Consider the following 14770-nt stretch of genomic DNA (forward strand, 5'->3'; position numbering starts at 1 on the left):
GGGGCAATTTCATTAGAATAATTCAGATGTCAGAAGTTGCTGCTCTAACTATCCAACTCACCAGCTTTCTATCTAAGATCAGCTCTCTTTTCCCTGCCCCATCAGCTCCAGCAGCTCAGAGAAGGTGGCCAGGAGTTCCTGATGGTCGCCATCCGGGTACACGCTTTCGCAACGTTTCAGAAATACATCTTTTTCCCGAAGCGTGTGTAGGTCGGCCTCCTGCTCTACCTGTTGTTCCAGCGTCTGTCGCTGTAACTGTATGACAGGCGGGCGGTGGATGAGCATTTCGATCTCCGGCTTTAGCTTCAGGACCTCCTCCAGTTGCTGGTTCAGGTCGGGGAGGGGCGTTTCGAGTTCTACCTGCACTTCGGCCCAGGCAATGAGGGAATAGCCGCTGTTATCGTACACGGCCAGTTGCTGTTTCACTTTATCGAGTGCGCCTTTAATCCGGATCAGTTTGCGGCTGTAAGGCACCTCCAGCTCCCGCAGGCCTGCTAGTTTGCCATCCTCAAAATCGAGGATGTAGACCAGTTTTTTGTCTGTTACTTCACTAAAGCTAAGCGGAATAGGGGAGCCGGAATAGCGGATGTGGTGCGTTTTATTTACTTGCTGCGGCCGGTGCAGGTGCCCGAGCGCCACGTAATCGAACTCTGCGGGAAACTGGTCAGCGCCGATTTGCCCCAGGTTGCCAACATGAATTTCTTTTTCACTGTCAGAAGCGGTACCTCCGGCTGCAAACAAATGTCCCATCGCCACCACTGGTACCTGCTGTGCTTTGTAGGGTTGCAGATGCGGCACAAAAGCCTGGTAATGTGCCGCAATGCCTTGCTTAATGCGTTGCTCCCGTTCCTCGTAGGTCTCTCCGGCCACCGACAACCGTACATCGCGGTCGCGCAGAAAAGGTACGGCACACACCACGAGTTGCAGCCTTCCCTGCGCATCGTGCAGCTCAATCAGCTCATCCAGTAGGTTATCGGTGGCACCGCCTACTACTTTAATGTGCAGGCAGTCGAGCAGCTCTTTGGGCGCGTTTAGGGTGGAGACGGAGTCGTGATTACCGCCTGTAATAATAATGTGGCGGCAGCAGGTGGAACAGACCCTGGTCAGGAAGCTGTAATATTGTTTAAGCGCTGTATTAGACGGAGCACCCGTGTCGAACACATCGCCGGACATGAGCAGCACCTCTACCTGCTCCTGCTCGATGGTCTGCAGCAGCCAGTCGAGGAAGCATTGGTGTTCTTCTGTGCGTTCGAGGTTAACGAGTCGCTGGCCCAGATGCCAGTCGGAGGTGTGTAGTATGCGCATGTTCCCGGGTTCCTTTCTCCAATACTGCTCCAAGATACATCAGGATGCAGGAACATGGCAAGCTTGCGCCTGAAAAAACTGGTAAGCTGGCTCTATGCTGCAGTAGCCAATCCTCAGGCGGCTTTAATCTGCCAGCCACAAGAAAGACTGGCAAATCAAATTATTCTAATGAAAACGGCCTTCCAAAGCTTTTTAGTGAAATTAAGGCTTAGGGTGCTTCACTGGAAGGCCAGCTTCTTTAAGCTCTTTAAAGCCTCCGATATTATAGATGTGTTTAAAACCAGCTTCTTCCATAAGTTTGGCCGCTTTGCCGCTCCGGTTGCCGGAGGCACAGTAGAGGTAATAGGTTTTGTTCTTGTCCCAGTGTTGCATCTGCTGCTCAAACTCCTTGCTCAGGAAGTCGGCGTTTTGGGCGCCTTGAAGGTGTCCTTCTTCAAACTCAGCAGAAGTCCGCACATCAACCAGCACAGTATTTTTCTTTTTCGCATGTTGTTCTTTATAAGCAGTAGCTGTTAACGAAGTGTTGGCCTGCGCCCTTTCCTGCTGATGCGGGGCAGCACAGGAAGTTAAGTATATCAAGACGATTGCAAATATCCATTTCATAAAAGCAAGTTAACACATTGCATCGTGCTACTAAACGTTTTTATTTAGTTTTAGATTGTGTGTCGGGTATTTGCGTTAAAAAGTCTTCGGCCACTTTACCTCCTGTGGCACGCAACGGCTACTGCAGCAGAATTACCGCTTCCTGGTTTCCCTGCTGTTTTGCCAGATCCAGTGCGGTAAAGTTGCGCTCGTCTTTCACGGTTTTATCAGCTCCATTTTCGAGTAGAATTTTTACGAGTTCGTTACGGCCAAACATGGTCGCGAACATGAGCGCAGTGCCTCCGTTACCGTTTTGCAGGTTTGCCTCAGCCCCATGTTCCAGGAGTAATTTTGCCAGTTCGGAGTATCCTTTAAAGGCTGCACCCATCAGGGCTGTGTTACCGGTGGCATCCTGGTGGTTAACTTGGGCTCCAGCCTGTAACAGTTGTTCTGCAGCAGCAGTGTGCCCGCCGTAAACGGCTATAATAAATGGCGTAAAACCTTTCTGGTCTTGTGCGTTTACATCGGCTTTGTTGTGCAGCAGTGTCCGGATGGTAGCAGTATCGCCTGCTCTGGCAGCTGAAATTAAGTCTGTTGCTTGTGCAACAAGTGCAAGCGGGAAAAACAAGAAGAGGATCGGAAGAAAAAATAATTTCATGGTTGGTTTGTTATGTTAATTAGAAATGTAGGTTAATAGCTGATGAAGCTCCTAGTGCTCTTTCAAATTAAAAATTAGAAATTAAAAATTAGAAATGAGGTAGAGAAAGCACGTTTGCTGGGCTTTTAATTCTAAAAACTAAATTGGAAGAGCACTAGGCTATCTAAAAAAGGGTGTTTAACGAATCCAGTAGCAGTTGCCGGGAGGGGCCTTCGGCAGATCTCAGGGCTCCGGCTGGCCTTCTGATGAGGCGGTCCAGCGCAGCTTTGGCCATTGTCTTGCCTGTTTCCGGCTGCAGGTGCATGTTATGTTTACTTAGCCGTTTGATGCGATAATGATACTGCTCGTAACATAAATAGTAAAGGAGTAATTGTAAGAATGATAGAATGTTGTTTTTAAGTCGAAAAAGTGATGGCAGAAAAGGTTTTAGGTAAAGTGGCGTGGGTTCTCTGCATGAATGAGCATCGGGGAGAAGAGGAGAGTTTTTATACTCTTCTTCTATAACCCAGCCTGGCTTACTTTCGAACCCTTCTGCCATCACTCCTTCAACATGCTGTTACCTGGCAGAGGCTACAATAGAAGTTACCTCTTTCTGGTTCAGCTTCAGGGTTTTGATCAGGCGGTTACCGAAGTCGGCATCGGCCTGGTAAAAATAGCTTACCATTTTATTCAGAACTTCCTTGTTCGCTACCTGCCCCAGGTCACCGGCCAGGTTGCTGACCAGGTGCTTTTTGTCTGATTCTGCCAATGAACGGTACAACTCGCCTGCCTGTGCAAAATTGTTCGTTTTGGAGATGGCGCGTTGCATGGTTTCGGCATTGATGGTGCGGGTTGAATATTCGTACTGCGCGTTATCTGTAACTGCTTGTGTTACGCTTGGCTGGTAGTTAACATTCGATTTGGTGCCCCTGTTGCTTAAAACGCCATTCTGGTTGTAGCTGTTTACTTCTACTTTAGGAGCGTTTACAGGTAGCCGTTGAAAGTTGCCGCCAAGTCGGTAACGCTGCGTATCGAAGTAAGAGAACACACGGCCCTGCAGCAACCTGTCTTCAGATGGTTCAATGCCTGGTACCAGTGTGCCGGGGGAAAAAGCCGCCTGCTCTACCTCCTCAAAGAAGTTGTCAGGCATACGGTTCAGCACCATTTTACCTATTTTCAGGCTGGGCGCCACCGCTTCGGGCCAGATTTTGGTTGGGTCTAGTGGGTTAAAGTCGAACTTGTCGAGGTCTTCGGGTTTAATCATCTGCACAGAAAGCTCCCAGGCCGGAAAGTTGCCTTTGTTTATTTCATCGTATAAGTCGGCAGTAGCGTGCTGGTGATTTTTGGCCTGTATGGCAGAGGCTTCGGCAGCGGTCAGGCTCTTTACGCCTTGTTGTGAGGTCCACTTATATTTTACATACACTACCTCTCCCTGCGCATTTACCCATTTAAAGGCGTGCACTCCAAAACCGTCCATCTGGCGGTAGTTAGCAGGAGTGCCAAGGTTTGTGTACAGGTAAGTGAACATGTTGGTTGCCTCCGGAATGTGCGAGAAAAAGTCGAACACACGGTTCTGGTCCTGGGCATTGTACACTGGCGATGGCTTAAATGCATGTACCATATCCGGGAACTTAATAGCATCGCGGATAAAGAATACGGGCAGGTTGTTGCCTACTAAATCGTAGTTACCCTGGTCGGTGTAGAACTTAATGGCAAAGCCACGCGGGTCGCGCAGTGTTTCAGGGGAGCCTTGCTGGTGCACTACCGTAGAAAAGCGTACGAAAAGAGGTGTTTTCTTGCCTTTGGCACGAAACAATGACGCTTTGGTGTAGGACGAAAAGTCACCGTAGCTCTCGAACTCACCATAAGCACCGGCGCCACGGGCATGCACTACTCGCTCCGGTATCCGCTCCCGGTCAAATGCGGCCAGTTTTTCGATGAGATGTACATCTTCTAAAAGAACAGGACCATTTTCTCCGGCAGTCTTGGAGTTTTGATTGTTGCCAACTGGGGCACCTGTGTTGGTCGTAAGTGGCTTTTGTTGAGCAAAGGCTACTTGTGCACTAACGAGTGCTGTCAGGAGTAAAAGTTTATACTTTAACATGTGTATAGTGTTTGATTAATATTGCAAAGCTGCCATAGTTGAGGTTATATATCAAATTGATATTTATGATAACATTATAGTTTTTTGTTATAAAACAAGCTTGATAAATGGCAGGTGTTGAAAGTGAGAGAGGTACGGTTAAGATAAGTGCAGTAGAACGGGAGGATATAATTGGTTCAGAAGGAAAATATATTCGAAGTACTTAATGCGGATAAACCGTTTTTATTTAGAAATATTCTAAATAATATTGCGACTTTTCCTATTCTTCTCTACATTTAGCTTTCTGTTATAACACTAAACCAGCGCATGTATCCAATTTCTATTCTTGTTTCTGAAGCTAACCTATTGGTTCGTAAGGGCCTGCAGGTGCTGCTGACGGAGCACGAGGAGTTGGAGGTAGTTGGCAAGGCCGAAAGCCTTCAGGAGCTTCAGCTGCTAGTCGAGAAGCTACAACCCCGGGTCGTGACTATTGATTGTGGGCAGGCAGATATTTTTTCGGCTTCTGTCGTTCAGGCTTTCCGGGAAGAATACCCGCAAACCAATTGGTTAGTCATTACCGCTGAAAAAGATAAAGATTGCATTCTGGATGCGCTCAGGTGTGGCGTTTGCAGTTATATTCTGAAAGATTGCGGGGCGCAGGAAATAGTGAACGCTGTTTTTGCCACGGCACGCGGCGATAAGTATATGTGCAGCAATGTACTGGAGGTGCTTTTTTCTGAGCCGAAGCCGCTAAAGGCTGAGGCCGAAGCAGAAGCTTTAACTGCCAGAGAGACTGAAATAATTCAGCTTATTGCAGCCGGTAACTCTACCATGCAAATTGCCGATATGCTTCATCTCAGTTACCATACTATAAACTCCCACCGTAAGAATATTCTGCGTAAGCTTCAGATTAAATCTCCTGCCGAACTCATCTTAAAAGCGCTCGATTTAAAAATAATAAAAATGAAGTAACACCATACGCTGGTGCAGCAATAGCTACAGTATTATTTAGAAAGTTTTGAAGCAATTATTCTAATCAAATTGGCCTTCCGAAGGTGTTTTATCAAATTATCGCCAAGGGTATGGCAGGCCTTTTTCAGTGGTGTGTATGTAAATATAAATTACCACTGCCAAGAGCTGAAAGCTCACAAGAGAAAGTTGTAAGAAGTAGACTTTTATTTAGCTATATCTGAAAACTATTCGCTCATCCACTCTATCTTTCATTCAAAATTCCGACTTCCCGAAGGCTTTTTTAGAGACACCAGACTTTTCCTCTTCTCACTACAACTAGCTATTCCGCTCGCTACTTCTGGTATAAAAATAGGCTACTACTGGCGATTGACAGGGGCCTGTTTTATGGCCTACCTTTGCTTGCATCAACACAGAAATAAGCAACAGGAATGAAGACTACCACTCTCGCGACTATAAAGAAAATAACCCAAAGGAAACATAACTTATCACTGCTCACAATGCTGCCATTTGTTTTATTTTGGATGAGTTGCACCAAGGGAACTAGCGAACAGGCAACGGCAGAAAATACGGTTGTTTTTCAGGAACCGGCAGGAACATCATCGGTGAAAATAGTGACTGTGGGTGGTACCATTACCGAGACTGTTTGCGCACTTGGCCTCTGCGACAACATTGTAGCCACCGACCTGACAAGCTCGTATCCGGAGCACATGAGGCAGTTGCCTTCGTTGGGTTACCGCAACAGCATAAAAGCAGAAGGAATAATTTCTACGGGAGCTGAGCTGGTTTTGGTTGAGGCTGGTTACCTCGATAAAGTGGTGGAAGAGCAGCTTGCCGCAGCTAACATAAAAACTTACCTGTTCGAAAACAAATGGAGCAAGGCAGGCTCGGCAGAACTGATTACCGCATTAGGCAAACTGCTGCAGCAGGAAGGCAAAGCCACGGAACTTGTGCAGGAACTGGAGCAGGATTTCGCAGAAGTGAACACGCTGCTGCAGCGAGCCAAAACAAAACCCAAGGTGCTTTTTGTGTATGCACGTGGTCAGGGTACATTAAATATTGGGGGGCGCAAAACCTTTGCCGATGCCATGCTGCAACTGGCAGGCGCACAACTGGCTGTGCCGGAAATAGAAGATTACAAACCACTTACTGCCGAGGCCATGATTGCCGCTAACCCCGATTACCTGCTGTTTTTCGACACTGGGCTTCAAAGCCTTGGTGGTGCAGGTGGTGTAGCTGCCATACCCGGAATAAAAGAAACAGCAGCTGGTAAAAAGAACCAGGTTATTTCCATGGATGGACTCTATCTGTCGGGGTTTGGGCCACGGCTCGGGAAGGCGGTGAAAGAGCTGGCTTGGCAGCTGCATCCGGAGCTGCATACTCCCGATAACCTGCACCAAAATGCTCTAACCCATAATTAAGTGCTGGTGCTGCTGGTGAAAACTTTGTCGGGCACGCATAGGTTGGTGTTACTCGGCCTTTTGCTGGTGCTGTTGGCTGTAGTGGTGCTGTCGTTGCAGGTGGGGGCCGTTAAAATAACTGCCGGCGAGGCGCTGGCCATACTGGTGCACAAAATGGGAGGTGCCGCTACTGGCTTCAGCAGCCAGCAGGAAGCAGTGCTGCTAAGCATCCGGCTGCCGCGGCTGGTGCTAGGCATGCTGGTGGGAGCAGCGCTGGGTGTGGCAGGAGCATCGTTGCAGGGCCTGTTCCGGAACCCGCTCGTGGAGCCAGGTCTGATCGGTGTTTCCAGCGGTGCTGCCCTGTTTGCTGTTGCAGCCATTGTTTTTGGTGCTGCCTTGCCGGATCTGGGTTCTGTTTTAGCCGGGCCGGTTATGTTGCCGGTAGCAGCTTTTGCAGGAGGCCTGCTCACTACCTTACTTACCTACAAGCTGGGGCAGCGGGAGGGGAAGGTTGAAATCACGATCCTGATTCTGGCCGGAATAGCCATTAACGCGCTGGCTGGCGCTCTGATCGGACTTTGCATTTATTACGCCGATGATGCCGCCCTCCGCACCTTTACGTTCTGGAACATGGGCGACCTGGGCGGGGCTAGCTGGAACCGTTTACAGATTGCAGTACCCATGATGCTGGTGCCCACTTTTTTCCTCACCTTTTTAGGAAAGCAACTCAATGCGCTGGCGCTGGGAGAGTCGGAGGCCTACCACCTGGGCGTAAAAGTGGAGCAGGTGAAGTACACGATTATTCTGCTGAGCTCCATGGCAGTGGGGGCAGCAGTGTCGCTTACCGGTATAATCGGGTTTGTGGGGCTGGTGGTGCCGCATATCCTCCGGATGGCCTTTGGCCCTGATCACCAACTCGTGCTGCCGGCGGCCGTGCTGACAGGAGCTATTGTTTTGGTGCTGGGCGATTTGTTTGCACGCACAGTCGTGGCTCCCTCCGAGTTGCCAATCGGGATTGTAACTGCCTTGCTCGGCGGTCCCTTTTTTATCTGGATTCTAATGAATGCCAAAAGGAAACGAACACTATAAGGCTGCGCTGACTTCAAAATTAAAAATTAGAAATTCAAAATTAGAAATGTCGTAGAATATGGTGCTTTGTATATTTTATGCCTGAATTATTCTAATGAAAATAGCCTTCCAAAGCTTCATGCACAAAGATGTTTCAAGGGTTTCAGAGTTAAAAATGATTTACAGAACTGTCATTTGGAAATCTTCAAATTTTCAAATTTCCAAATTAAAAAAATAGCACTTACCAACTTAATCTGGCAAAGCCAAATATATGTACACAGCCCAACATATCAGTCTGAAAAGAGGCAACCGGCAGGTGTTGCAGCAGGTGAGCCTGGCAGTAAAGCCGGGGGTGTTTACGGCAGTGCTAGGACCCAACGGAGCCGGGAAATCGACTTTGCTCAAAATTTTCTCAAACGAGCTGAGCCAGTACGCCGGGGAGGTGAAGTTAAACGGGAAACCGCTGCCACAATACAAGGCGCAGGAGCTGGCGCTGGTGCGGGCAGTGCTTCCGCAGAGTATCCATATTAACTTCCCGTACACGGCCCGCGAAATTGTGCAGCTGGGGCGTTTGCCATACCACGAGCCTCGGCAACAGACAGAGGCAGTGGCCGAAGAAATAATGGAAGCACTCGGGTTGCAACTGCTCGCTGATCGGAAGTATGTAACGCTTTCGGGTGGGGAGCAGCAACGGGTGCAGCTGGCACGGGTTATGGCCCAGATAAAAAACAAAACTTTGTCGCCGCGCTACCTGCTCCTCGATGAGCCTACTTCCAGCCTCGACCTGGCGCAGCAACACAGCATGCTGCAAGTGGCAAAGAACCTGTGCAGGCAAAATGTAGGCGTACTGGCCATTCTGCACGATCTGAACCTGGCGGCACTCTATGCCGATGAACTACTTTTACTGAAAGACGGTAAACCCATAGCACAAGGCGCTGTTGCCGAGGTAATGCAGGAGGGCTTACTGGAAAAAACATTCTCGCACCCGGTGCAGGTGGTGTGTAATGGCTGCTGTGGCCGCCCCTTTGTAATGGCTATGCCACAGCAGCAACCGAAAAATGAACTAATATACGCTTTAAAATTCAGCAATCATGGATAATACGATAACAGAAGTAAAAGCTACAGCTGTAGCCAACACACTGGCAAAAGCCTGGGCGGGGCTACAACAGGCAAAGCCAGGCATCCGGATACGGGAAGGGGCACGGGAACTAGGTACCAGCGAAGCGGCACTGGTTGCCACACTGGTGGGTACCAGTGCCATACGCTTAAACAACAACTGGCACGAGTTGGTAAAGCGGTTGCCGGAGCTGGGCTATGTTATGTCGCTTACCCGAAACGATAGTTGCATACTGGAACATAAAGGTGTGTTTGAGCAGATAAGCACCAGCGGAAGCGGCAATGGAGGCGTGGGCACAGTTATTGGCCCCATAGAAACGCGTATGTTCTTCTTTAACTGGCATGTGGCCTTTCTGGTAGAGCAGGAGAAGAGCGGCCGGAATTTAACCAGCATACAGGTTTTCGACAAAGCCGGTGAAGCCATAACAAAAATTTACCTGCAGGAAGGTAAAAGTAACTATGGTGTGCTGGCTGGCATCGTAGATGATTTCAGTTCGGAAGACCAGAGCCAGGAGCAGTATACCGAAGCTTACCCGGCTAAAACTTATGCCACCGATGTTGATGTGCAGGCGCTGCTCTACGATTGGTCTGAGCTGGAAGATACCCACGATTTCCATAGCATGTTGCAAAAGCATCAGGTGCAGCGGCACCAGGCCCTGAAACTGGCGCACGGACCTTTTACGTATCCTGTAGACCTGGCCTGTTCAAAATTCCTTCTGGAAGCAGCAGCTGCCGCAAAACTGCCTATTATGGTGTTTGTTGGCAACCGTGGCAACATCCAGATTCACCAGGATAAAGTGAGAACCATTCGGGTGCTGGAGCGTGGGCATGCCGGATCAGAGACCTGGGTTAACGTACTTGACCCGCAGTTTAACATGCACCTTCGCCAGGATACCATTGCCTCGGCCTGGGTGGTGCTGAAACCAACCCGCGACGGACTGGTGACATCGGTGGAGCTGTACGATCATGATCAGGAGCTGGTGGTGACTTACTTTGGCCTCCGCAAACCAGGCCAGCCGGAGCAGGAAGCCTGGCGAGAGCTGGTGAAGCAGTTGCCAAAACGGTAACATGTTCACAGGTAATTAGAAAGACCTTAGTTTATTTAAGTTAGACCCTTGGCAAGATTCGGATGAAAAACCTTCTGGAGGCTGTTTTCATTTGAATAATTTAGAAACTAACGATGAAATGTGCCTTTTCAATCCGACAAACCTCCTTTGAATGCTTTTAATAATTCCTTAACCGGCGCTTTTGGCTCTAGTAGTACTTAGTTTATTAGTTGCAAGGTTTAATATATAACAGCTGGTGTGTTTTCGTTGCAGATAGTTTATTAGTTTTTGCTTTACTGATAAGGCCGGAGGGGCAGGTGAAAGGTGAAATTTGCCTGCTCCAATGGTTCTGCTTCGGTACCTGCACACAAATTTTGTAGCACTGCCCGAACCTCTTCTAGCATCGAACGAAAGATTATTCAAATGAAAATGGCCTTCGGAAGAAATTTTAATTGAATTCTGCCAAGGGTAATACCGTCTTATTCATCCGGCAGTTAAGCTGACCAAATTGCCTGCTGCTGCTTTTACTTCAAATAATTCGTTAACTCCATTTGGTGATTTAACACAAGACGTATCAGTTTTTCTTATTCTGCCCTGTTGCCGTAGCACTTCCAACTAGTAGCTGCGGCAGGAGCAGCCCTGTATGCTGTTGCCTTTTCTGAATTGCTATAGCCATGTTGTTAGTTCCTTATTTTTTATGAGAACCTCTACTATTCTGTTTTTCTGTTTTCTGTTTTGCTTGCCAGGTGTGTATGCGCAGCAGCCGTCTGGCACTGTTCAAGGGAAAGTGCTGACTGCTGGTGGCAAACCCGTGGCATACGCTTCTGTTGCTTTGGCAGGAACTTCTTTTGGCACCATAACGCAGGAAGATGGCACCTTTCAGTTTACAGCTCCTGCAGGCACTTACACCATTTCAGCGCAGGCGATAGGTTCCGGAAATGTAGCTCTTCAGGTAGCCATTGTGCCGCATCAGACACTCGAATTACCACCCATCAAGCTAAACCAGCAGGCTGTTGAGCTGCCCGATGTGGTGGTTACAGGGCAGTTTGAGCCGCAGTCGGCGCGTAAGTCGGTGTACCAGGTGCGTACTATCGGCAGTGAGCAGATAAGGATGCGGGGTGCAACCGATGTGCAGGGGGTGCTGAACAACCAGCTTGGCATCCGGTTCGACCAGGATCTGGCGTTGGGCAGCTCCAACCTGAGCTTGCAGGGTATTTCTGGGCAGAATGTAAAGGTGCTGCTCGATGGTGCTCCCATGATTGGCCGTGGAGGAACCTCCAACGAAATCAATATTAATCAGTTAGACATTAACAGCATTGAGCGCATCGAGATTGTGGAAGGACCGATGTCGGTGGTGTACGGTGCTGATGCCTTGGCTGGTGTCATCAATATCATCACCAAAAAACCAGGAACCGAGAAACTTGCCTTGTCGGCCCGGTTGCACGAGGAAACAATTGCCAAGGAATACGGCACCGAAAGTGGCATCCATAACCAAAATCTTCGGGCCAGCTGGCAACATAAAGGTTGGCAGCTGGTGGGAGGAATTTCGCACAATAATTTTACGGGTCTTAAGGGCGGTAAAGTTGGGCGAGGGTTAGCCTGGCCGTGGCACCCGAAAGAGCAGTGGCTCGGAGATGTGCTGGTTGGTTACCAGAGCAGCCACCTGAAAACCTGGTACCGCCTGAACCTGCTCGACGAGGAAATTAATAACCTGGGCACTTTTGTAAACGGCAGAACCACGGATAAAAATTACCTGAGCAAGCGCTACATGCACCAGGCGCAGGCAGACTGGCAGCTAAACGAAAAGCTGAGTGCCACAGCAGTAGCCTCCTACACCAATTTCAGTCGCAGAACCCAGGGCGTGGAGGTAGAAGAAGCCACGGGCAAAGAAACACTTTCGCTGGCGGCAGGTGCCCAGGATATGACCACCTTCAGCGGCACAACATTTCGCAGCACGGTACAATATGCTTTATCGTCTGCTATAGCGCTACAACCCGGAGTAGACCTGAACCTGGAGAAAGGCAGCGGCGACAGAATAGCAGGAGAACCAGCCATTAATGATTACGCTCTTTTTGTATCGGCGGAGTTTAGTCCATCCTCTACCATACATATCAGGCCGGGGCTACGGGTGGTTCATAATTCAGTGTATCAGGCACCACCTGTTCTTCCATCTGTAAATGCAAAAGTAAGCCTTACTCCTAAGCTGGATCTTCGGGTGGCGTATGGCCGTGGTTTCAGGGCACCATCGCTGCGGGAGCTTTACTTTAACTTCCATGATGCCAGCCACAACATTGTCGGGAACACCGATCTGCAGGCGGAGCTGTCGCATAGCGTGAATGGATCGCTGGCCTGGAAGGTGCTGGAGGGGAGCAGGGTGCAGCTAGCCTCTACCATTGGCACTTTTTACAACCACCTCGATAACCAGATTACGACCGGGCAGGATGCACGTACCCCCGGCAATTACACTTACCTAAATGTAGAGAGGCATAAAACAACCGGGGCTAATGTAACCAATACGCTTCGGGTGGAGGCTTTTGAGGCAACGGCAGGTGCCTCTTATATCGGGCGCTACAACCGGTTTTATGAGGAGCAGGAGGGGCTGGCGCATTTTACCTGGTCGCCGGAAGTTATCCTGAATGCCACCTATTCCTTTCGCAGCCTTGGTGCCAGCTTCGGGGTTTTTTATAAGTACACAGGCGTAATGCCAACCTATGTGCTGGGCACTGAATCTGTTTACCTGGCCGAAATAGCAGGTTTTAGCTGGGCTGATGTTACTGCCACTAAATCATTAACAAAATTTCTGACGCTGAATGTCGGGGTGAAAAACCTGTTCGATGTGCAGCAGATTACCAGTTCGCAGCTTATTACGGGAGGTGCGCATAGCACAGGAGGCAACCGCCCGGTAGGCTATGGGCGCTCCTTTTTCCTGGGCCTGAACTTTCAGTTAAGCAAACTGTAGCCTGAAGCCACACCAGCTTTTATGCCCCTTTTTAATTGCCTAAACCCTTGGCTACAAAACACTTATTTTCCTTCTGAAGACCATTTTTATTTAAATAATTTACTTCAACTAATCTTAAAAACCTTACTTACATGCAACGTTTATATTATTCATTTTTGATGCTGTTTGTCCTGCATTCGCTCGTGTCCTGCCAAGACGATGATCCTCCTTTACCAGATAACATGGTGCAGTTCGAGGCCGAAACGATTGGCTTTGAGGCGCAGGCTACCGAAATCGACGTAAAAGTAAGATTCACACGGGCAACTGATGCGGCGGTTCCGGTTACGGTAACTTTGCAAAGCACCAGCCTCACCTACGGCACTCATTTTACAACAGAGCCGGCAGCCACAAATGGCGCTATAGACCTGACCGTGCCATCAGGCAGCAGCGAAGCGTCCATTAAGGTGAAGAAGGTGGCGGGCTTGCTGCTCGATGGGGATGAGGAAATCAGCTTTACGATGGCAGCAGCCAGTGTGGGAATAGTAGTAGGCAGTGCGGCTTCGCTTACCCTGAGCTTCTCCGAAATTCTTTCGCAAAATGCCGCTATGGCTATAAACGGGGGAGGAGCTGCATATCTGAACAAGGTTTTTATAGACTTAAGCGCCAACAGGCAGGTAGCCGTTGCCCGCATCGCCTGGGACCTTGGTTTTTTTGCCGGAGACGATTTCAGGGTGATCCTCAACAACGAAACCGGAGCACTGGCCATTGCTTTAGATAAAACAGATCTGAACCAGGTTACTGCCCAGGATACAGTAGCACTTGTCTCTAAACTCAGCCTGGATACCTTCTCACCAGAAGCCATGAATTTCATAGATGATGTGGAAGGTGATCTGACCAAAACTGCCATTGCTTCCGTTTCTGCCACCGATTCGGAAAACAAGGTGTACATCGTTAACCGTGGTACAAAAGGCGCTGCTGCCAGAGGCTGGCAAAAGATTCGGGTGCTGCGCAGCGGTAACGGCTACAAACTCCAATATGCCGATATTAAGGCCACCACCTTTAAGGAGCTGACGGTTGCAAAAGACAGCAACTACAATTTCCAGTATGTGTCGTTTACGAATGGTGCGGTAACGGTGGAGCCAGCCAAAGATCGCTGGGACATCGCCTGGACTGCCTACACCTACAAATCGGGTGCTATACCTTATTATTTTCAGGACATGGTGCTGCTCAACAACCTGGGTGGTGCCGCAGTAGCCAAAGTGCCGGCGAGTGAGGTTAGTTACGATGCCTTTGGCGAAAGTCACCTTTCCGGTCTCGATTTTAAAACGAACCGCATGGCCATTGGCTCAGACTGGCGCTTTACTACAGGAGAGGGAGCGCCCAATGTTTACATCGATAGGTTTTATGTGGTGAAAGATGCGGACGGTAACATCTACAAACTCAAATTTACGGCCATGACCCAAAGTGGCGAACGTGGCAAGCCACAAATTCAGTATGCTCTGGTAAAAAAAGGAGCTTAGGTTATTTGGCTTCAATCGGGTTGGTTTGGCAGGTCCGCCTGGTTGTTGTCGTACTTTAACACAGATCTACTAAAATCTGCCGCTATTTACCATTGCTATTTTTAAG

The 14770-nt window shown here is 49.0% G+C and carries 12 protein-coding genes; 7 read left to right on the top strand and 5 right to left on the bottom strand.

The features are described 5' to 3' along the window. Positions 1-78: 78 nt before the first annotated feature. The 5 genes from FVR03_RS04745 to FVR03_RS04760 form a co-directional block, all read right to left on the bottom strand. Complete coding sequence (locus FVR03_RS04745; protein ID WP_147920620.1) at positions 79-1305, bottom strand: exonuclease SbcCD subunit D C-terminal domain-containing protein; 1227 nt, start codon at positions 1303-1305, stop codon at positions 79-81. A gap of 201 nt (positions 1306-1506) precedes the next feature. Beyond that, entirely contained in the window at positions 1507-1908 is a 402-nt protein-coding gene (locus FVR03_RS04750) for a rhodanese-like domain-containing protein (protein ID WP_147920621.1), read from the bottom strand. 118 nt (positions 1909-2026) lie between these two features. Further along, on the bottom strand, positions 2027-2545 hold the full coding sequence (locus FVR03_RS04755) for an ankyrin repeat domain-containing protein (RefSeq protein ID WP_147920622.1): 519 nt from the start codon (positions 2543-2545) through the stop codon (positions 2027-2029). A 163-nt stretch (positions 2546-2708) separates the two neighbouring features. Next, entirely contained in the window at positions 2709-2849 is a 141-nt protein-coding gene (locus FVR03_RS24260) for a hypothetical protein (protein WP_187270036.1), read from the bottom strand. Positions 2850-3101: 252 nt separating this feature from the next. After that, the gene (locus FVR03_RS04760; RefSeq protein ID WP_147920623.1) at positions 3102-4628 is read right to left on the bottom strand and encodes a catalase; all 1527 of its coding nucleotides are present in this window, start codon (positions 4626-4628) and stop codon (positions 3102-3104) included. A gap of 306 nt (positions 4629-4934) precedes the next feature. On the opposite strand from FVR03_RS04760, the gene FVR03_RS04765 reads away from it, so the two are divergent. The 7 genes from FVR03_RS04765 to FVR03_RS04795 all read left to right on the top strand — a co-directional run bounded on the left by FVR03_RS04765 (position 4935) and on the right by FVR03_RS04795 (position 14664). Continuing rightward, positions 4935-5579 carry a LuxR C-terminal-related transcriptional regulator gene (locus FVR03_RS04765; protein WP_147920624.1) on the top strand — a complete coding sequence of 215 codons (645 nt, stop codon included), beginning with the start codon at positions 4935-4937 and terminating at the stop codon, positions 5577-5579. A 521-nt stretch (positions 5580-6100) separates the two neighbouring features. Next, entirely contained in the window at positions 6101-6997 is an 897-nt protein-coding gene (locus FVR03_RS04770) for a heme/hemin ABC transporter substrate-binding protein (RefSeq protein WP_222707171.1), read from the top strand. A 6-nt stretch (positions 6998-7003) separates the two neighbouring features. Then, entirely contained in the window at positions 7004-8065 is a 1062-nt protein-coding gene (locus tag FVR03_RS04775; RefSeq protein WP_255474060.1) for a FecCD family ABC transporter permease, read from the top strand. Positions 8066-8315: 250 nt separating this feature from the next. Next, positions 8316-9143, top strand: coding sequence for a heme ABC transporter ATP-binding protein (locus FVR03_RS04780; protein WP_147920627.1), 828 nt, complete (start codon positions 8316-8318; stop codon positions 9141-9143). Continuing rightward, complete coding sequence (locus FVR03_RS04785) at positions 9136-10227, top strand: hemin-degrading factor (RefSeq protein WP_147920628.1); 1092 nt, start codon at positions 9136-9138, stop codon at positions 10225-10227. The genes FVR03_RS04780 and FVR03_RS04785 overlap by 8 nt, the downstream gene beginning before the upstream one ends. Before the next feature lie 676 nt (positions 10228-10903). Beyond that, positions 10904-13165 (top strand): TonB-dependent receptor, encoded by a 2262-nt coding sequence (locus tag FVR03_RS04790; protein ID WP_187270038.1) that lies wholly within the window; start codon positions 10904-10906, stop codon positions 13163-13165. A gap of 131 nt (positions 13166-13296) precedes the next feature. Beyond that, positions 13297-14664: an HmuY family protein gene (locus FVR03_RS04795; protein WP_147920630.1), complete on the top strand. Its 1368-nt coding sequence runs from the start codon at positions 13297-13299 to the stop codon at positions 14662-14664. Positions 14665-14770 lie beyond the last annotated feature (106 nt).

The sequence above is a fragment of the Pontibacter qinzhouensis genome, from assembly GCF_008017455.1.
GTDB lineage: Bacteria > Bacteroidota > Bacteroidia > Cytophagales > Hymenobacteraceae > Pontibacter > Pontibacter qinzhouensis.

Excerpts from the sequence above, each read along its gene's own strand:
- FVR03_RS04745 (WP_147920620.1), bottom strand. The coding sequence starts at position 1,305 with ATGCGCATACTACACACCTCCGACTGGCATCTGGGCCAGCGACTCGTT.
- FVR03_RS04750 (WP_147920621.1), bottom strand. The coding sequence starts at position 1,908 with ATGAAATGGATATTTGCAATCGTCTTGATATACTTAACTTCCTGTGCT.
- FVR03_RS04755 (WP_147920622.1), bottom strand. The coding sequence starts at position 2,545 with ATGAAATTATTTTTTCTTCCGATCCTCTTCTTGTTTTTCCCGCTTGCA.
- FVR03_RS24260 (WP_187270036.1), bottom strand. The coding sequence starts at position 2,849 with ATGCACCTGCAGCCGGAAACAGGCAAGACAATGGCCAAAGCTGCGCTG.
- FVR03_RS04760 (WP_147920623.1), bottom strand. The coding sequence starts at position 4,628 with ATGTTAAAGTATAAACTTTTACTCCTGACAGCACTCGTTAGTGCACAA.
- FVR03_RS04765 (WP_147920624.1), top strand. The coding sequence starts at position 4,935 with ATGTATCCAATTTCTATTCTTGTTTCTGAAGCTAACCTATTGGTTCGT.
- FVR03_RS04770 (WP_222707171.1), top strand. The coding sequence starts at position 6,101 with ATGAGTTGCACCAAGGGAACTAGCGAACAGGCAACGGCAGAAAATACG.
- FVR03_RS04780 (WP_147920627.1), top strand. The coding sequence starts at position 8,316 with ATGTACACAGCCCAACATATCAGTCTGAAAAGAGGCAACCGGCAGGTG.
- FVR03_RS04785 (WP_147920628.1), top strand. The coding sequence starts at position 9,136 with ATGGATAATACGATAACAGAAGTAAAAGCTACAGCTGTAGCCAACACA.
- FVR03_RS04790 (WP_187270038.1), top strand. The coding sequence starts at position 10,904 with ATGAGAACCTCTACTATTCTGTTTTTCTGTTTTCTGTTTTGCTTGCCA.
- FVR03_RS04795 (WP_147920630.1), top strand. The coding sequence starts at position 13,297 with ATGCAACGTTTATATTATTCATTTTTGATGCTGTTTGTCCTGCATTCG.